At 67.7% G+C, this 18,555-nt stretch carries 12 protein-coding genes; all 12 read left to right on the top strand.

What is annotated here, in order from left to right; all coding sequences use genetic code 11:
* Window positions 1-232: 232 nt before the first annotated feature.
* The 12 genes from ACZ4SA_RS00345 (at window position 233) to ACZ4SA_RS00400 (ending at window position 18,209) form a co-directional block, all read left to right on the top strand.
* The gene (locus tag ACZ4SA_RS00345) at window positions 233-2,647 is read left to right on the top strand and encodes an ABC transporter family substrate-binding protein (RefSeq protein ID WP_468267788.1); all 2,415 of its coding nucleotides are present in this window, start codon (window positions 233-235) and stop codon (window positions 2,645-2,647) included.
* 530 nt (window positions 2,648-3,177) lie between these two features.
* Complete coding sequence (gene typA / locus ACZ4SA_RS00350) at window positions 3,178-5,085, top strand: translational GTPase TypA (RefSeq protein WP_468267791.1); 1,908 nt, start codon at window positions 3,178-3,180, stop codon at window positions 5,083-5,085.
* A gap of 968 nt (window positions 5,086-6,053) precedes the next feature.
* Window positions 6,054-7,091 carry an ABC transporter permease gene (locus tag ACZ4SA_RS00355; protein ID WP_468267794.1) on the top strand — a complete coding sequence of 346 codons (1,038 nt, stop codon included), beginning with the start codon at window positions 6,054-6,056 and terminating at the stop codon, window positions 7,089-7,091.
* A 98-nt stretch (window positions 7,092-7,189) separates the two neighbouring features.
* Entirely contained in the window at window positions 7,190-8,989 is a 1,800-nt protein-coding gene (locus ACZ4SA_RS00360) for an ABC transporter substrate-binding protein (protein WP_468267797.1), read from the top strand.
* A gap of 103 nt (window positions 8,990-9,092) precedes the next feature.
* A complete protein-coding gene (locus ACZ4SA_RS00365) occupies window positions 9,093-10,070 on the top strand; it encodes an ABC transporter permease (RefSeq protein ID WP_468267800.1) in 978 nt (325 codons plus the stop codon).
* 10 nt (window positions 10,071-10,080) lie between these two features.
* Window positions 10,081-11,142 carry an ABC transporter ATP-binding protein gene (locus ACZ4SA_RS00370; protein WP_468267803.1) on the top strand — a complete coding sequence of 354 codons (1,062 nt, stop codon included), beginning with the start codon at window positions 10,081-10,083 and terminating at the stop codon, window positions 11,140-11,142.
* Window positions 11,143-11,156: 14 nt separating this feature from the next.
* The gene (locus tag ACZ4SA_RS00375; protein WP_468267806.1) at window positions 11,157-12,272 is read left to right on the top strand and encodes an ABC transporter ATP-binding protein; all 1,116 of its coding nucleotides are present in this window, start codon (window positions 11,157-11,159) and stop codon (window positions 12,270-12,272) included.
* Window positions 12,273-12,467: 195 nt separating this feature from the next.
* Complete coding sequence (locus tag ACZ4SA_RS00380; protein WP_468267809.1) at window positions 12,468-14,096, top strand: peptide ABC transporter substrate-binding protein; 1,629 nt, start codon at window positions 12,468-12,470, stop codon at window positions 14,094-14,096.
* 72 nt (window positions 14,097-14,168) lie between these two features.
* Entirely contained in the window at window positions 14,169-15,092 is a 924-nt protein-coding gene (locus ACZ4SA_RS00385) for an ABC transporter permease (protein ID WP_468267812.1), read from the top strand.
* Entirely contained in the window at window positions 15,085-16,086 is a 1,002-nt protein-coding gene (locus tag ACZ4SA_RS00390; protein ID WP_468267815.1) for an ABC transporter permease, read from the top strand. The genes ACZ4SA_RS00385 and ACZ4SA_RS00390 overlap by 8 nt, the downstream gene beginning before the upstream one ends.
* A gap of 46 nt (window positions 16,087-16,132) precedes the next feature.
* Window positions 16,133-17,134 (top strand): ABC transporter ATP-binding protein, encoded by a 1,002-nt coding sequence (locus ACZ4SA_RS00395; RefSeq protein WP_468268431.1) that lies wholly within the window; start codon window positions 16,133-16,135, stop codon window positions 17,132-17,134.
* Entirely contained in the window at window positions 17,127-18,209 is a 1,083-nt protein-coding gene (locus tag ACZ4SA_RS00400; protein ID WP_468267818.1) for an ABC transporter ATP-binding protein, read from the top strand. The genes ACZ4SA_RS00395 and ACZ4SA_RS00400 overlap by 8 nt, the downstream gene beginning before the upstream one ends.
* The last annotated feature ends 346 nt before the right edge of the window (window positions 18,210-18,555 follow it).

The following is an 18,555-nucleotide window of genomic DNA, read 5'->3' on the forward strand; positions in this document are numbered from 1 at the left end:
TGCAGGGATTCCCGGTGCATGCGCCGTCGCGCGCCCCTCATGGTCGTTGTCTCACTCCCCCCATTTTCGCCCTTTATGTCACGGTGCGGGTCGTTCTCGGTTCGCCCGCACGGGTGGCCTTTGCGGGCTGCGCGCCGTGTCTCCGTCGTGGACCGTGCTCCGTCCACTTCAGTGAGGGGAATCGGTGTGATCATCGCTAAATTCGACAAAACAGGACGAAGAGGTACAAGCCATGTCCCAGGTCGAAGCCCCCCGTGGGCGGACATGCTCCCGAAGGCTCCGTCCCGTGGCACTGCTTGCGAGCGGAGTGCTCGTACTGCCCGTCCTCGCCGGATGCAGCTCGGGCGAGGAGGAGAGCCGCGGCAAGCCCCCCGCCCAGGACATCGCGCCGGCGGACCGCGACCTCGTCGCCGACGGAGGCACCCTGCGCTGGGCCGTCGACGCGATGCCCGCCACGCTCAACCTCTTCCAGGCCGACGCGGACGCCACCACCAGCAGGATCACCGGTGCCGTGCTGCCCGCACTGTTCACCCTCGACGAGAGCGGCAGGCCGCAGCGCAATCCGGACTATCTCGAATCGGCCGAGATCGTCGAGCGCGAGCCCAAGCAGGTCGTGCTCTACAAGCTCAACCAGCAGGCCGTCTGGAGCGACGGCCGGGAGATCGGCGCCGCGGACTTCCTCACCCAGTGGCGAGCACTGAGCGGAAAGGATTCTGCGTACTGGACGGCCCGTAACGCCGGGTACGACCGGATCGAGAAGATCGAGCGGGGTGCGAACGACCTCGAGGTCAAGGTCACCTTCACCAAGCCCTACGCGGACTGGCAGTCCCTGTTCACGCCGCTCTACCCCAAGCAGGTGACGGCGACCCCGGCGTCCTTCAACGACGGCGCCCGCACCAAGCTCAAGGCGACGGCCGGCCCCTTCCGTATCTCGAAGATCGACCTCAAGGCGGAGACCACCACCCTGGTCCCCAATCCCCGCTGGTGGGGAGACCGTCCCAAGCTCGACAGCCTGGTGCTGACCGCGGTGCCGCGCGAGGAGCGCGTCGAAGCACTCGCCGCGGGACGGGTGGACCTGGCGGACGTCAGCGCCTCGGCGGCGGAACGTATCTCCTACGCCGTGAAGGACGCGGGACGCGGCGGCCGCCCGCTCGCCTACGGCCCCGGCGCGGCCACCGCTCCCTCCGCCGCCCTCAAGTCCTGGGCGATCGCCCACGGCTCGGACGAGGAGCTGGCCGAGGTCGCACAGGAAGCGCGCAAGCGGGCGGCCGCGGCAGAAAAGAAGTACGCGGCCGAGCAGTCCGCGCTGGCCAAGTACGAGATCCGCAAGTCGCTGGAGCCCGCGTACACCCAGCTCGCGCTCAACGGCGAGTCCGGTCCGCTCGCCGACGACCGGGTGCGCCGCGCGGTCGCCCGCGCACTGGACCGCAAGGCGCTGGCGGAGACCGTGCTGACGCCGCTCGGCCTGCCCGCCGAGCCACCCGGCAGCCACCTGGCGCTGGCCGGCCAGCCTGCGTACACCGACAACAGCGACGCACTCGGGGAACAGAACACGCAGGAGGCGCAGGCGCTCCTCGCGGACGCCGGCTGGACGCCCGGCGGACTGCGCGAGGAGCCGGACCCGGCGAAGGCGGGGGGCGAGGCCGGCAAGTCCGACAAGCCCAAGGACAAGGAGAAGAAGGAGGACAAGGGGCGGGCCACCGCCGAGCCGTCGGCCAAGGCATCGGGCGCGACGTCCGACAAGGCGGGGGACAAGGCTTCCGAGAAGGCGTCCGAAAAGGCGGCCGGCAAGGCGTCCGACACGGCATCGGGCGCGACGTCCGACAAGGCGGTCGACAAGAGCGCCGCGAAGAACAGCGACGCAGCCGCGGACGACGGCCTCTACACCGTCGGCGACGGCAAGCCTGGTGACCGCGGCACGCACATCCTCGCCCCCGGCCCCGGCGCCGCTCTCCAGCGCCAGGTCCTCGAGCGCCAGGCCGCTTCGCTCGACGAGGGTACGGCCGACAAGGCGGCCCCGGGCAGCGGCGGCATGGCCGGCGCCTACGCCCCGCGCGGCACCGCGGCTCCCGGGGAAGCCGCCGCGGGCGGCCCTCTCGGCAAGGACGGGAAGGCGCTCACCCTCCGCTTCGTCCTTCCCTCCAGCCCCGGCTCCGAGGTGCTGCGCACCGTCGGCGACAAGATCGCGCAGATGCTGGACCGGATCGGCGTCCAGACCGAGATCGTCAAGGTCGAGGACGAGAGCTACTTCAAGGACCACGTCGCTTCCGGCGACTACGACCTGGCCCTGTACTCCTGGCCCTCCAGCGCCTACCCGGCGACGGACGCGCGGCCGATCTACGCCAAGCCGAAGCCTGCCTCCGACGGCTCGCTGCTCGTCGAGCAGAACTACACCCGGGTCGGCACCGACTACGTCGACCAGCTCTTCGCCCAAGCCGTCGGCGAGCTCGACCCGGAGGCCGCCCGTGACCTGATGCGCAGGGCCGACGCCCGGATCTGGGCCGCTGCCGGTTCCATCCCGCTGTTCCAGCGTCCCGAGCTGGTCGCGGTCCGCAAGCAGGTGGTCAACGCGGGCGCCTTCGGGTACGGCGACCCGCGATACCAGGACATTGGTTTCAAGAAGGCCGAGGCCGCCGGAAAGAAGTAGCCGCATCCGGAGAAACCGCAGGTCACAACCTCAGAACTGGCTCAATTTCCTTGCCCGCCGGCATCGCCGGCGGGCAAGCTCGTGCCGACCTCGACCCAGGCTCGCACCACGTATGCCCGCTCGCCCGTCGGACCCCGGCAGCCCCCTCTGCCGGCCGCCGTCCCGCACCGCCCGCACCACACCAGCACCGGCCCTGGAACCCGGCCGCGAGTCGGCCCCCGAACCCGACCACGGAATCGGCCCAGCACCCGCCCACGCAATCGCTCGAAACCGAGCCAGGACCCACTCCCCGCACGGCACCCGATCCCGGCCGGCCCCAGTCCCCGCACGGCACCCGATTCCCGCGCCGAGGCCCCGCCCCGCAGCCCCTCCAGGCGTGATCCCCGCCTCCTTCTCCCGGACCCGACAGTTCCGGGGGGTCCTTGTCCCGGCGGCCCCGTACCATGGGACAAGCCGTGGCGTGTCCGCCCGGCGGGCGTACAAGGAACGAACGACGCCGCATCCCACGATCGAGAGAAGCGCCAGCCAGCATGCCCACGCGCCACGACATCCGTAACGTTGCCATCGTCGCCCACGTCGACCACGGCAAGACCACCTTGGTCGACGCCATGCTGAAGCAGGCCGGCGCCTTCGCCGCGCACGCGGCCGAGCACCTCGACGACCGCATGATGGACTCGAACGACCTGGAGCGTGAGAAGGGCATCACGATCCTGGCCAAGAACACCGCCGTGAAGTACCACCCCAAGGACGGCGGGGCCCCGATCACCATCAACATCATCGACACCCCCGGCCACGCCGACTTCGGCGGCGAGGTGGAGCGCGGTCTGTCGATGGTGGACGCGGTCGTCCTCCTCGTCGACGCCTCCGAGGGTCCGCTCCCGCAGACCCGATTCGTGCTGCGCAAGGCGCTCGCCGCGAAGATGCCGGTCATCCTCTGCATCAACAAGACGGACCGCCCCGACTCCCGGATCGCCGAGGTCGTCGACGAGACGTACGACCTGTTCCTGGACCTGGACGCGACCGAGGAGCAGATCGAGTTCCCGATCGTTTACGCCTGCGCCCGTGACGGCGTCGCCTCGCTGACCAAGCCGGAGGACGGCACCGTCCCCTCCGACAGCACCAGCCTGGAGCCGTTCTTCAGCACGCTCCTCGAGCACGTCCCGGCCCCGGAGTACGACGACGCCGCCCCGCTGCAGGCGCACGTCACCAACCTCGACGCCGACAACTTCCTCGGCCGCATCGCGCTGCTCCGTGTCGAGCAGGGCGAGCTGCGCAAGGGCCAGACCGTGGCCTGGATCAAGCGGGACGGCACGATCTCGAGCGTCCGGATCTCCGAGCTGATGATGACCGAGGCGCTCACCCGCAAGCCCGCGGAGGTGGCCGGCCCCGGTGACATCTGCGCCGTCGCCGGCATCCCGGACATCATGATCGGCGAGACGCTCGCCGACCCGGAGAACCCGATCGCGCTGCCGCTGATCACGGTCGACGAGCCCGCGATCTCGATGACCGTCGGCACCAACACCTCGCCGCTGGTCGGACGTGGCGGCACCGGCAAGGGCGCCGACGCGAAGGCCGCCGTCAAGGACCGCAAGGTCACGGCCCGTCAGGTGAAGGACCGTCTGGACCGCGAGCTGATCGGTAACGTCTCGCTGCGCGTGCTCGACACCGAGCGCCCCGACGCCTGGGAGGTGCAGGGCCGCGGTGAGCTGGCGCTGGCCATCCTGGTCGAGCAGATGCGCCGTGAGGGCTTCGAGCTGACCATCGGCAAGCCGCAGGTCGTCACCAAGGAGGTCGACGGCAAGCTCCACGAGCCGGTCGAGCGCATGACGATCGACGTGCCCGAGGAGCACATGGGTGCCGTCACCCAGCTCATGGGTGTCCGCAAGGGCCGCATGGACAACATGTCGAACCACGGCTCCGGCTGGGTCCGCATGGAGTTCGTCGTTCCCTCGCGCGGTCTGATCGGCTTCCGTACGGAGTTCCTGACCAACACCCGCGGTACGGGAATCGCGCACTCCATCCACGAGGGCCACGAGCCGTGGTTCGGCCCGCTGCAGACCCGGAACAACGGCTCGCTGGTCGCCGACCGCTCCGGTGCCGTCACCGCGTTCGCGATGACGAACCTTCAGGAGCGCGGCGTGCTGTTCACCGAGCCCGGCACCGAGGTGTACGAGGGCATGATCGTCGGCGAGAACTCCCGCTCCGACGACATGGACGTGAACATCACCAAGGAGAAGAAGCTCACCAACATGCGGTCGTCCTCGGCCGATTCGTTCGAGGCGATCGTGCCGCCGCGCAAGCTCTCGCTGGAGCAGTCGCTGGAGTTCTGCCGTGACGACGAGTGCGTCGAGGTGACCCCGGAGGCGGTGCGCATCCGCAAGGTCGTCCTGGACCAGAAGGAGCGCGGCCGCGCGGCTTCGCGTGCCAAGCACGGCTGACGGGACCGCCGGAGCTCCGGCGCAGCGCTGAGCACCCGGCCCGGCCCCTCGCAGACACTGCGGGGGGCCGGGCCTTTTGGCGCGCCGGGGCGTACGGACGCGACGGGAGGGGACGGAGTGGACCAGGGCGTCCCGGCCGCTCTCGCGCCGACAGGAATGACTCACGGGGTCGTGGAGAAGAAATCCGGGGGACGCCGGCCCGTGAAGCCGCCCTGTACCCACTCCGGCGCCCGGTCGGCGGCCATCAGCCGAGGGTGTCGTCCGTCAACCTGTTTCCTCGGCCCGGCGTCCGTATATCGGCCATCGCACTCCGGAACAAGTGTTAAGGGTCCGTTTCGCGGGTGTCTGTCTGTGATCATTTTATCCGGGTTTCGGGCATCGGAGTGCCTTCGATGTTGTCAAAACGAGACCCTTTAAGTGTGGTTTACAAGGCTCTCCTACTTAATAGTTGGCTCCAATGAGCTCGGGTCAATGGGTCAAGCGCTGTGGGGAGCGCCGAGGCTCACGAGCACACGGAGTGCTGCTCTTCGCCTGCAGGGGTGTCGGTGGAGGGCGCTGTACTCGACATGCAGTGAACACGTGGACTCATGAGGAGGAACCCATGCGCGGTGTCACGAGCGCCAGTTGGTTCGAGTCGCCGTCGCGGATCTCGCGGACGACTTGGACAACCAGTTTCGTATCGCACGGCACATCCGGTCCGGTCGTCACCGGCGACCAGCGACTCTGAGGCCCGCTCAGCCCCTCAACTCGCGCTCCTAGGGGTGGAATCCATCCCCTGTTGACGCTCCTTCCAGCCGCACGGCCCTCGGATGATCCCATCGGACGTGCGGTGTCTCGGTTGTACCCGCACGGGGTGACGGCCGGTGCCGGAGATCGTCATGCGGCGACGGCGACGGTGCGCCCTTCACGGGCCGGCCGTCCCGGTGCGCAGGACCGCGGGTATTCCGACACCTGTGAATGGACACACCATGACCAGTCCAATCGAGACCGAGGACGTCGAGGCCTCTGTCGCCTTGGACGACCAGACCTCGAAGAAGACCGCAGAGGCAGGATCCAAGGACCCGGTGGGCCGTTCCCCCGGCCAGCTCATGTGGCTGCGTTTCCGACGTGACCGCACGGGTATGATCTCCGCCGCCGTGGTGCTCTTCTTCTTCGTGATCTCCGCGCTCGCGCCGGTGATCTCGGCCGTGTACGGCAAGGACCCGTACACGCTGTACGCGCAGGAGCCGGAGTACCCCTTCCTCCTGGACGACTTCGCCATGCCCACCGGTCCGATGGGCGGCATCTCCGGCGAGTTCTGGTTCGGCGTCGAGCCGAACCTGGGGCGCGACGTGTTCACCATGCTGCTGTACGGCATGCGCACCTCGCTGTACATGGCGCTCGTCCTGACGTTCCTCAGCGTCCTCACCGGCGTCATCATCGGCATGGTCGGCGGCTACTTCGGCGGCAAGACGGACTACTGGCTGGGCCGGGTGACCGACTTCTTCCTGGCCTTCCCGAGCCAGCTGTTCTTCATCGCCTTCATGCCGGTGGTGACCGCTCTGTTCGTCTCCCCGACGGACGAGACCCCGACCTACCTCCGTGCCGTGGCGATCGTCCTCGTGATGTGGTTCCTCGGCTGGATGGGTATGGCGCGACTCGTGCGCAGCTCCGTACTCACGCTGCGCGACCGCGAGTTCGTGGAAGCGGCCAAGGTGGCGGGAGCCTCCCGCTGGCGGATCGTCCGCAAGGAGATCCTGCCCAACATCGTCACCCCGATCCTGGTGCAGGGCACCTACATGCTGCCCAGCGCCATTCTGAGCATCGCGTTCCTCTCCTTCGTCGGTGTCGGCTTCGTTGAGCCGACTCCGGACTGGGGACGCATGTTCGCGATCGGCTCCGAGATCTACGAGCAGGACCCGGCGTTCATGTTCTTCCCGGGCATCGCCATGGTCGTCTTCGTCCTGTCGTTCAACCTGCTCGGTGACTCGGTACGCGACGCGTTCGACCCCAAGACCGGACGGTGACGTCCATGGGCGAGGGCAGCTGCCGCCCTCGCGCCGGGCAACCGGACGGCCAGGCAGCTCTTCTGGATAACAACCGACAGGTAGGTGCAAGTAGCATCATGAAGGCCATTCGATCGCGTACCGCGCGGGCCATAGTCGTCGCCATGGCGGCCGGCTCCCTGGCGCTCACCGGCTGCTCCGGCAGCGACAGCGGCAAGAAGGGCAAGGACGAGTCCAAGTCCCAGAAGGACGCCGCGGAGCAGTCCCAGCCGGTTGCCTACGGTGACGCTGCTGCCTCCACCGGTCCGTCCGCCCCCGTGGCGGGCGCCAAGTCCGGCGGCTTCATCAACGTGTACATGCAGTCCGACCTGAGCCACATGGACCCGGGTCAGATCTACGTCAGCGACGCCGGCCAGTTCGCGAACCTGATCCACCGCGGTCTGACGAACTTCCAGGAGGACGACAAGGGCAACCTGACCGTCGTCGGTGACATCGCCACCGACTCGGGCAAGTCGTCCAACGGCGGCAAGACCTGGACGTACACGCTGAAGGACGGCATCAAGGACCAGGACGGCAACGTCATCACGTCCAAGGATGTCCGCCACACCATCGAGCGCATGTACTCGAAGGTGATTTTCGACGGCCCAACCTACATCCAGGACTGGCTGTCCGGCGGTGACTACCGCAAGGACCTGCCGGACGGCCCGTACAAGGGTGACCACCTGCCGGACAGCGTGCTCGCGACGCCGGACGAGAAGACGGTCGTCTTCAACTTTGACAAGCCGCAGCCCGACCTGCCGCAGGCCCTCGCCATGGCCGGCTACGCCATCGTGCCCGAGAAGGCGGACACGAAGGAGAAGTACGACAAGGCTCCGAAGGCGCTCGGCCCGTACAAGATCGCCGAGTACAAGCCCGGCAAGTCCATGAAGCTCGTCAAGAACGAGAACTGGGACCCGAAGACCGACTCGGTCCGGCACCAGTACGTCGACGGCTACAACTTCTCGTCGACGATCGACCAGCCGAGCCAGACCAAGCGCCTCATCGCCGACCAGGGTGACGCCAAGAACGCCATCCAGTTCACGGACTCGGTCGACCCGGCCCAGATCCAGGACGTCGTCACCAACCCGTCGGTCAACAAGCGCACGGTCAAGGGCTACCAGCCCTACGTGTGGCAGATGACCTTCAACCTGGACCGGATCAAGGACAAGCGGGTCCGTGACGCGATCACGTACGCGATCCCGAACCAGTCCATGATCCAGGCGGACGGCGGCAAGTACGGCGGCGAGCTCGCCGGCGGTCTGCTGGCGCCGACCCTGCCGGGCTTCGACTCGACGTACGACCCATTCGGCAAGCTGAAGAAGCCGAACGGTGACCCGGCCAAGGCCAAGGAGCTGCTGAAGGAGGCGGGTGTCAAGGAGGGCACGAAGCTCACCTACGCCTACTCCAACACGCCGCGTGGCCAGAAGCAGATGGTCATCATCAAGGACGCGCTGAAGAAGATCGGCTTCGACATCCAGGCGAAGGAGATCGACCGGGCGACGTTCTACGAGCAGATCGGCAAGGTCGGCAACAAGTTCGACCTCTACATGACCGGTTGGGGCCAGGACTGGCCGTCGCCGTCGACCGTCATCACGCCGGTCTACGACGGTGACCTCATCGCCGACGGTGCGCCGAACTACTCGCACATCAAGGACAAGCAGGTCACCGAGGGCATCAACGAGGCCCTGACGCTGGAGCCGGAGGCCGCTGCCAAGAAGTGGGAGTCGATCCACCACCGCATCGTGGAGGAGATCAACCCCGCTGCCCCGGTCTACTACTCGAAGCAGATCCAGCTGTCGGGTTCGAACATCGGTGGTGTGCGGTACAGCGTCGAGTCGAGCTACATCGACATCAACGACCTGTTCCTGAAGCAGCCGTAACACCAGCGCACGACTGATTCGTGGGGGTACGCGCCCGGCGGAGCGTACCCCCACGAACACGCCCCTCACACACCGCCGCTTCCGAAGAGAGCAGCCTCCCGCGATGCTTCGTTTCCTCATCCGCAGGTTGACCGGCGCCGCCGTCATCATGTTCCTGATCGGCGCCTTCACATTCTTTCTGTTCTACACAATCCCTCAGGACTTCGCCGAGCTCGCCTGCGGCAAGAACTGCACGCCGGAGAACATCGCGGTCATCCGCGAGAACCTCGGTCTCGACAAGCCCATCACCTCGCAGTTCTGGGAGTTCATGGGCGGGATCGTGACCGGCCGTGACTTCGCCGTCGGGCACTGCTCGGCACCGTGTCTGGGAGTCTCCTTCGACTCCGGCGAGTTCGTCTGGGACTCGATCATGGACCGCTTCCCGCTCACGCTGTCGCTGACCGTGGGTGGCCTGGTCATCTTCCTGCTCCTGGGCCTCGGCTCGGGTCTGCTCGCTGCGTGGAAGCGCGGCACCGCGGTCGACAAGGCCGTGAGCGGCGCCTCGATGGTGCTCAGCTCGTTCCAGATCTACTTCCTGGGACCGATCGTCCTCGGCATCTTCGTCTACAGCACGGGTTGGCTGGAGAACCCCAAGTACGTGCCGTTCACCGAGGATCCGGCCGGCTGGTTCATGGGCATGATCATCCCCTGGGCCGTGATGGCGACCATCTTCACCGCCCAGTACACGCGTATGTCCCGCTCGACCATGATCGAGCAGCTCCAGGAGGAGCACGTCCGTACCGCCAAGGCGAAGGGCATGCGTCAGCGCTATGTCTTCTTCCGCTACGCCTGGCGTGGTTCGCTCACGCCGATCGTGACCATCATCGGTATGGACCTCAGCGCCCTCCTCGCCGGCGCGGTCGTCACGGAGTTCACGTTCGACCTCGCGGGCATCGGCCGCCTCGCCGTCGATTCCTCCCTGACCAAGGACCTGCCGCTGACCATGGGTGTGATGCTGTTCGGAGCCTTCTTCATCCTGCTCCTGAACATCCTCGTGGACCTCACCTACGCCCTCATCGACCCGCGCGTGCGCCTCGCCTAGGAGAACGACCGTGACCACACTGACCAAGACCGAAGACACACCGGCCCCGACCGGGCCGGAGGCCTTCCTCTCGGTGCGCGATCTGCGGGTGCGGTTCTCCACCGAGGACGGCATCGTCAACGCAGTGGACGGGCTCTCCTTCGACATCGAGCGTGGCAAGACGCTGGGTATCGTCGGTGAGTCGGGCTCCGGCAAGTCCGTCACCAACCTGACGGTCCTCGGCCTGCACAACCGCAAGACCACGGACATCGGCGGCGAGATCGTCCTGGACGGCCGGGAGCTCACCGGCGCCCCCGAGAGGGAACTCGAGAAGATCCGCGGCAACAAGGCCGCGATGATCTTCCAGGACCCGCTGACGGCGCTGTCGCCGTACTACACGGTGGGCCGCCAGATCGCCGAGCCGTTCATGAAGCACACGGGGGCGTCCAAGAAGGACGCCAAGGTCCGTGCGATCGACATGCTGGAGAAGGTCGGAATCCCGCAGCCGCAGATGCGGTTCAACGACTACCCGCACCAGTTCTCCGGCGGTATGCGCCAGCGTGCCATGATCGCCATGGCGCTGGTCTGCGACCCCGATCTTCTGATCGCCGACGAGCCGACCACCGCGCTGGACGTCACCGTGCAGGCCCAGATCCTGGACCTACTCAAGGACCTCCAGCAGGAGTTCGGCTCCGCGATCATCTTCATCACCCACGACCTGGGCGTCATCGCCAACATGGCCGACGACCTGCTCGTGATGTACGCCGGCCGGGCCGTGGAGCGCGGCAGTGTCCGAGAGGTCCTCTCGGCCCCCACCCACCCCTACACCTGGGGCCTGCTCAGCTCGATGCCGCGCCTCGGCGGTCCCGTCGACGAGCCGCTGGTGCCGATCCCCGGCTCGCCGCCCAGCCTGCTGAACCCGCCGTCGGGCTGCCCGTTCCATCCGCGATGCGCCTTCACCGACCAGGTCACCGCCTCGCGGTGCTCGGGTGAGCGTCCGCCGCTCGCCGAGGGGCGCGCCGCGGCGTGCCACCTGACGTCGTCCCAGAAGCAGAGCATCTTCATCGATGAGATCAAGCCCAGGCTGGGCTAGGAGACGTGGAAACCATGAGCGAGAACGTCACCCTGCCCGAGCAGCAGGGCCCCACGGTGAGCACCGGCTCTCGCGAGCCGCTGCTCACCGTAGAAGGCATGAAGATGCACTTCCCGATCTACGGGGGCTTCCCCTTCAAGCGCAAGGTCGGGGCGGTCAAGGCGGTCGACGGGATCGACCTCCAGGTCTACCCGGGCGAAAGCCTCGGTCTGGTCGGTGAGTCCGGCTGTGGCAAGTCCACCACCGGCCGCATGATCACGCGTCTGCTGGAACCGTCCGGCGGTAAGATCATGTACCAGGGCAAGGACATCACCCACGCCGGCCGCAAGGAAATGGCACCGATCCGGTCCGAGATCCAGATGATCTTCCAGGACCCGTACTCGTCGCTGAACCCCCGCCAGACCGTCGGTACCATCATCAAGAGCCCGATGGAGATCAACGGCATCAATCCACCCGGCGGGCGGGAGAAGCGGGTGCGGGAGCTGCTGGAGCTCGTCGGCCTGAACCCGGAGCACTACAACCGGTTCCCGCACGAGTTCTCCGGCGGCCAGCGCCAGCGTATCGGAGTGGCCCGTGCCCTCGCGCTCGAGCCGAAGCTGATCGTCGCGGACGAGCCGGTCTCGGCGCTGGACGTGTCGATCCAGGCGCAGGTCGTCAACCTGCTGCAGAAGGTGCAGGAAGAGCTCGGTATCGCCTTCCTGTTCATCGCGCACGACCTGGCTGTCGTGCGGCACTTCTCGCAGCGCGTCGCGGTGATGTACCTGGGCAAGATCGTGGAGGTCGCCGACCGCGACTCCCTCTACAACCGGCCCCGTCACCCGTACACACACGCCCTTCTCTCGGCTGTGCCGGATGCGGACGTGGACTCGGCGAACAAGGAGCGCATCCGGCTGTACGGCGACGTTCCGTCGCCGATCCTGCCGCCGTCCGGCTGCCGCTTCCGCACCCGCTGCTGGAAGGCGCAGGACAAGTGCGCGACGGAGGAGCCGCCGCTGGTGCAGATCTCGGGGAACCGTGAGGGCCACCTGACGGCGTGCCACTTCCCCGAGGACCCCACCGTCGAGCGTGCCAAGAGCGTGGTCATGGACCCGGCGCTCACCGCGCTGGAGAAGGACGCGTCCGACGACTGATACGGCACGCGGCCCGAGCCGCCCTGTCACGTCCGCCCTGCCGGTTCCACCCGGCAGGGCGGACGTGTGTGGGCGTCCCGTCGATCCCGTCGCGGGCGCTGCGCCTATCCGCCACTCGGGTGTCCTGAAAATGCGTTAGATCCTTTATGGAGCGATATTGGGCCCAAGGGAGACTTGGGATCTAGGAGGCACTCCATGCGTGGAGCCACACGCGCGAAGTGGGCCGCTTGCACGCTCGTCGTCGTCCTCGCCGCGACGGCGTGCGGCGGGGGAAGCGACAGCGGCGGCAGTGGCGCCGACGGCATCGTGAGCTCCTCCTGGGGCGACCCTCAGAACCCGCTGGAACCCGCCAACACCAACGAGGTGCAGGGCGGCAAGGTGCTCGACCTGATCTTCCGCGGACTCAAGCGGTACGACCCCAAGACCGGTGAAGCCCAGGACATGGTCGCCCAGAAGATCGAGACCACGGACTCGGTCAGCTTCACGGTCACCCTCAAGCCCGGCTGGAAGTTCAGCAACGGCGAGGCCGTCACCGCCCAGTCCTTCGTGGACGCGTGGAACTACGGCGCCCACCTCAGGAACAACCAGCGCAACGCGTACTTCTTCGGCTACATCGAGGGGTACGACAAGGTCCACCCCGAGAAGGGCGAGGCCACCGCTGAGAAACTGTCCGGGCTCGAGGTCGTCGACGACACCACGTTCACCGTCAAGCTCTCGCAGAAGTTCTCCACCTGGCCCGACACCCTCGGCTATGCGGCGTTCGCCCCGCTGCCCCGTGCCTTCTTCGACGACCACGACGCCTGGCTCGCCCAGCCCGTGGGCAACGGCCCGTACACCGTCGACTCGTACGCCAAGGGCTCGCAGATGTCGCTGCGCCGCTGGGACGGCTACACCGGACCCGACAAGGCGCAGAACGGCGGCATCGACCTCAAGGTGTACACGGACAACAACACGGCCTACACCGACCTGATCGCCGGCAACCTCGACCTCGTCGACGACGTGCCCGCCGCCCAGCTCAGAAACGTGCAGGCCGACCTCGGCGACCGGTACATCAACAGCCCCGCCGGCATCATCCAGACCCTCGCCTTCCCCTACTACGACGACGCCTGGAACACCCCCGACGGGGCGAAGCTCCGCACCGGCCTGTCCATGGCGATCAACCGTGAGCAGATCACCGACACCATCTTCCAGCAGACCCGCACACCGGCGAAGGACTGGACCTCGCCGGTGCTCGGAGAGGAGGGCGGCTACGACCCGACGCTCTGCGGCACGGCGTGCGAGTACGACCCCGCCCAGGCGAAAAGGCTCATCGCCGAGGCCGGCGGTCTGCCGGGCGGACGGATCACGCTCTCGTACAACGCGGACACCGGCTCCCACAAGGACTGGGTCGACGCCGTCTGCAACTCCATCAAGAACGCCCTCGGCAACGACCAGGCCTGCGTCGGCAGCCCGATCGGCACCTTCGCCGACTTCCGCAGCCAGATCACCCAGTCCAAGATGTCCGGGCCCTTCAGGGCCGGCTGGCAGATGGACTACCCGCTGATCCAGAACTTCCTCCAGCCGCTCTACTACACCAACGCCTCCTCCAACGACGGCAAGTGGAGCAACGAGAAGTTCGACGACCTGGTCGACCAGGCCAACGCGCAGACAGACCCCGCGCAGGCCGTCGAGACCTTCAAGGAGGCGGAGAAGGTCGTACGGGACGAGATGGCCGCCATCCCGCTCTGGTACCAGAACGGCAGCGCAGGCTACTCCGAGCGAGTCTCGAACGTCGAGCTCAACCCGTTCAGCGTCCCCGTCTACAACGAGATCAAGGTCGACTGACGGCGGAAGGCGCCCGGCCCGGCGTGCCGTCAGCGCGGGCCGTGACCCTTTCCACGAGCCCCGGAGCCCTTCATGGGAAGATATGTGATCCGGCGTCTGCTGCAGATGATCCCCGTCTTCTTCGGCGCCACCCTGCTGATCTTCCTCATGGTCAACGTGATGGGCGACCCCATCGCGGGACTGTGCGGGGAGCGGCGGTGCGACCCGGCGACAGCCACCCAGCTGCGTAAGGAGTTCGGCCTCGACAAGCCCCTCTGGCAGCAGTACGCGACCTACATGGGCAACGTGTTCACCGGGGACTTCGGCACCGCCTTCAACGGGCAGGAGGTGACCGAGCTCATGGGTGAGGCCTTCCCGGTCACCATCAGGCTCACCCTGGTCGCGGTCGTCTTCGAGATCGTGATCGGCATCGTCCTCGGCGTCGTCACAGGGCTGCGCCGCGGCCGTCCCGTCGACAGCGGGGCACTCCTGCTCACGCTCGTCGTCATCTCGGTGCCGACGTTCGTCACCGGCCTGCTGCTCCAACTGCTCCTCGGCTACAAGTGGGGCATCATCGACCCGTCCGTCTCCACCGACGCCAGACTGGACGAACTGATCGTCCCCGGGCTGGTGCTCGCCTCCGTCTCCCTCGCCTACGTCACCCGCCTGACCCGTACCTCCATCGCGGAGAACAGCCGCGCCGACTACGTCCGCACCGCCAGGGCCAAGGGCCTGCCGAGGGGACGGGTCATCCGCAAGCATCTGCTGCGCAACTCCCTGATCCCGGTGGTCACGTTCATCGGCACGGACGTCGGCGCCCTGATGGGCGGTGCGATCGTCACCGAGCGGATCTTCAACATCCACGGGGTCGGTTACCAGCTGTACCAAGGCATCCTGCGGCAGAACACACAGACCGTCGTCGGCTTCGTCAGCGTCCTCGTCATCGTCTTCCTGGTGGCGAACCTGCTGGTGGACCTCCTGTACGCCGTTCTGGACCCGAGGATCCGCTATGCCTGAGCCGCAGCAGAACCCGCACTTCGACGACCCCGGGCACCAGGCCGTCGCCGGTGCCGCCGGGTCGGGCGGCGCGACCAACCTCGCGATGAGCGAGGGCGAGACGCTGGAGAAGGTCCCCGGCCGGCCCGGGGACACCGGCCCGGCCGGCAAGCCGCGCAGCCTCTGGTCGGACGCGTGGCGGGACCTGCGGCGCAACCCCGTCTTCATCGTCTCCGCACTGGTCATCCTCTTCCTGATCGTCATCTCGCTGTGGCCCTCGCTGATCGCCTCCGGCAACCCGCTCAGCTGCGATCTCGCCAAGGCCCAGGAGGGCTCCCAGCCCGGTCACCCCTTCGGTTTCAACGGGCAGGGCTGCGACGTCTACACCCGCACCGTCTACGGCGCACGGGCCTCCGTCACCGTCGGCGTCTGCGCCACCCTCGGTGTGGCGCTGCTCGGCTCGGTCCTCGGCGGGCTCGCCGGCTTCTTCGGCGGCGCCTCGGACGCCGTGCTGTCCCGGCTCACCGACGTCTTCTTCGGCATCCCCGTCGTCCTCGGCGGCCTGGTCCTCCTGTCCGTCATCACCAGCAGCACCGTCTGGCCGGTCGTCGGGTTCATGGTGCTGCTCGGCTGGCCGCAGGTCTCCCGTATCGCCCGCGGCTCCGTCATCACCGCCAAGCAGAACGACTACGTGCAGGCGGCGAGGGCGCTCGGTGCCTCCAGCTCACGGATGCTGCTGCGGCACATCGCCCCCAACGCCGTCGCCCCGGTGATCGTGGTGGCGACCATCGCGCTCGGCACCTACATCTCGCTGGAGGCGACGCTCTCCTTCCTGGGCGTCGGCCTCAAACCGCCGACCGTCTCCTGGGGCATCGACATCTCGTCGGCCTCCCCGTACATCCGCAACGCCCCGCACATGCTGCTGTGGCCCGCCGGCGCGCTGGCGGTCACGGTGCTCGCGTTCATCATGCTCGGCGACGCGGTGCGCGACGCCCTCGACCCCAAGCTGCGCTGACCGAAGCTGAGGAGCCGCCATGCCCGCCACGTCCTACGAGGCCGTGATGTCAGCGGAACCGGACACCCCCGGGAGCCTGCTCGACGTACGCGGCCTGCACGTCGAGTTCCGTACCCGCGAGGGTGTCGCCAAGGCGGTCAACGGCGTCGACTGCACCGTCGACGCGGGCGAGACGCTTGCCGTGCTCGGCGAGTCCGGGTCCGGCAAGTCGGTCACCGCCCAGGCCGCGATGGGCATCCTCGACATGCCCCCCGGCCGGATCACCGGCGGCGAGATCCTCTTCAAGGGCCAGGACCTGCTGACGATGCGGGAGGAGGAACGGCGGAAGATCAGAGGCGCCGGAATGGCCATGATCTTCCAGGACGCCCTCTCCTCCCTCAACCCCGTCCTGAGCGTCGGCGACCAGCTCGGCGAGATGTTCGTCGTCCACCGGGGACTGTCGCGCAAGGAGGCGAAGACCAAGGCCGTCGAGCTGATGGACCGGGTCCGCATCCCCGCCGCGAAGGAACGGGTCGGTCAGTACCCCCACCAGTTCTCCGGCGGTATGCGCCAGCGCATCATGATCGCGATGGCGCTCTCGCTGGAGCCCGACCTGATCATCGCCGACGAGCCGACCACCGCCCTCGACGTTACCGTCCAGGCCCAGGTCATGGACCTGCTGGCCGAGCTCCAGCGCGAACTCGACATGGGGCTGATCCTGATCACGCACGACCTCGGCGTCGTCGCCGACGTCGCCGACAAGATCGCCGTCATGTACGCGGGCCGGATCGTCGAGACGGCGCCCGTCCACGACATCTACCGGGCGCCCGCACACCCCTACACCAAGGGCCTGCTGGAATCGATCCCGCGCCTCGACCAGAAGGGCCGGGAGCTGTACGCCATCAAGGGGCTGCCGCCGAACCTGATGCACATCCCGTCCGGCTGCGCCTTCAACCCGCGCTGCCCGATGGCCCGGGACGTCTGCCGGACCGACGTGCCACCGCTGTACGAGGTGAACGAGGAGCGCAGGAGCGCGTGCCACTTCTGGGAGGCGACACTCCATGGCTGAGGCGATCCTCGAGGTACGCGACCTGGTCAAGCACTACCCGCTCACCCGCGGTGTCCTCTTCAAGAAGCAGGTCGGCGCGGTCAAGGCCGTCGACGGCGTCGACGTCGACCTGTTCGCCGGCGAAACGCTCGGCATCGTGGGGGAGTCGGGCTGCGGAAAGTCCACGCTCGCCAGGATGCTGGTCCACCTCGAGCGGCCGACGGCCGGGGCGATCCGGTACAAGGGCGAGGACATCACCAAGCTGTCGGGACGTGCGCTGAAGGCCGTGCGCCGCAACATCCAGATGGTGTTCCAGGACCCGTACACCTCGCTCAACCCCCGGATGACGGTCGGCGACATCATCGGCGAGCCGTACGAGATCCACCCCGAGGTGGCGCCCAAGGGCTCGCGCAGACAGAAGGTGCAGGAGCTCCTCGATGTCGTCGGTCTCAATCCCGAGTACATCAACCGGTATCCGCACCAGTTCTCGGGAGGCCAGCGCCAGCGGATCGGCATCGCCCGGGGGCTCGCTCTCCAGCCGGAGATCATCGTTGCCGACGAGCCGGTGTCCGCGCTGGACGTCTCGGTGCAGGCACAGGTGATCAACCTGCTGGACCAGCTCCAGAACGAATTCGCCCTCAGCTACGTGTTCATCGCCCATGACCTCGCGATCGTCCGGCACATCTCGGACCGGGTCGGTGTGATGTACCTGGGGCGGATCGTGGAGATCGGCAAGGACGCCGAGATCTACGACCATCCGACACATCCCTATACCCAGGCGCTGCTGTCGGCGGTGCCGGTGCCCGACCCCGAGGCGCGAGCACCGGGTGGGGGTCCCCCCGGCGAAGCCAGGGGGAGGATCATCCTCACGGGGGACGTTCCCTCGCCCACCGACATCCCCTCCGGCTGCCGCTTCCGCACCCGCTGCTGGAAGGCTCAGGAACGGTGCGCACTGGAGGTTCCCCTGCTTGCCGTACCCGCCCACCTACGGACGGTCGAGGGGCCCGTGTACCACCCGTCGGCGTGCCACTTCGCGGAGGAGCGGCATGTGGTGCCGAGCGGATCGCCGCCCGGTGAGGGGGACAGAGTTCTGTGAGTGGTCGTCAGCCTCTTTAACGCACACGCAACTTGGATGTCGCGGATCCGATATACGGACGCCTCACTCTGGGGAGCGTACGGCCGTGCGGGTGCCGTGGGCCGGCCGGGACCGCGTCATGCGGTGCCGGCCGGTCTCCCGCGCGCCGGGCGGTTTCCCGTAGACCCGTGATCGTTGTCCGGAACTGTCCGCGGGGCTGGTGCTGCTCGCCGTACCGACCAGGCGCGGCGAGAGCGGATCGCTGGATGGCGGCTACCCCGGTGCTCCGCAGCCGCCGCCGGGGTACGGCTGTCCGCAGCCTTCGTCCGGTTACGGCGGTCCCGCTTACGGCTGTCCGGGCCGTCTG

The sequence above is a fragment of the Streptomyces sp. NPDC027962 genome (assembly GCF_055566095.1).

What these genes read in the sequence shown, in the direction of transcription:
- ACZ4SA_RS00345 (WP_468267788.1), top strand. Translation starts at nt 233, where the DNA reads ATGTCCCAGGTCGAAGCCCCCCGTGGGCGGACATGCTCCCGAAGGCTC.
- typA (WP_468267791.1), top strand. Translation starts at nt 3,178, where the DNA reads ATGCCCACGCGCCACGACATCCGTAACGTTGCCATCGTCGCCCACGTC.
- ACZ4SA_RS00355 (WP_468267794.1), top strand. Translation starts at nt 6,054, where the DNA reads ATGACCAGTCCAATCGAGACCGAGGACGTCGAGGCCTCTGTCGCCTTG.
- ACZ4SA_RS00360 (WP_468267797.1), top strand. Translation starts at nt 7,190, where the DNA reads ATGAAGGCCATTCGATCGCGTACCGCGCGGGCCATAGTCGTCGCCATG.
- ACZ4SA_RS00365 (WP_468267800.1), top strand. Translation starts at nt 9,093, where the DNA reads ATGCTTCGTTTCCTCATCCGCAGGTTGACCGGCGCCGCCGTCATCATG.
- ACZ4SA_RS00375 (WP_468267806.1), top strand. Translation starts at nt 11,157, where the DNA reads ATGAGCGAGAACGTCACCCTGCCCGAGCAGCAGGGCCCCACGGTGAGC.
- ACZ4SA_RS00380 (WP_468267809.1), top strand. Translation starts at nt 12,468, where the DNA reads ATGCGTGGAGCCACACGCGCGAAGTGGGCCGCTTGCACGCTCGTCGTC.
- ACZ4SA_RS00385 (WP_468267812.1), top strand. Translation starts at nt 14,169, where the DNA reads ATGGGAAGATATGTGATCCGGCGTCTGCTGCAGATGATCCCCGTCTTC.
- ACZ4SA_RS00390 (WP_468267815.1), top strand. Translation starts at nt 15,085, where the DNA reads ATGCCTGAGCCGCAGCAGAACCCGCACTTCGACGACCCCGGGCACCAG.
- ACZ4SA_RS00395 (WP_468268431.1), top strand. Translation starts at nt 16,133, where the DNA reads ATGTCAGCGGAACCGGACACCCCCGGGAGCCTGCTCGACGTACGCGGC.
- ACZ4SA_RS00400 (WP_468267818.1), top strand. Translation starts at nt 17,127, where the DNA reads ATGGCTGAGGCGATCCTCGAGGTACGCGACCTGGTCAAGCACTACCCG.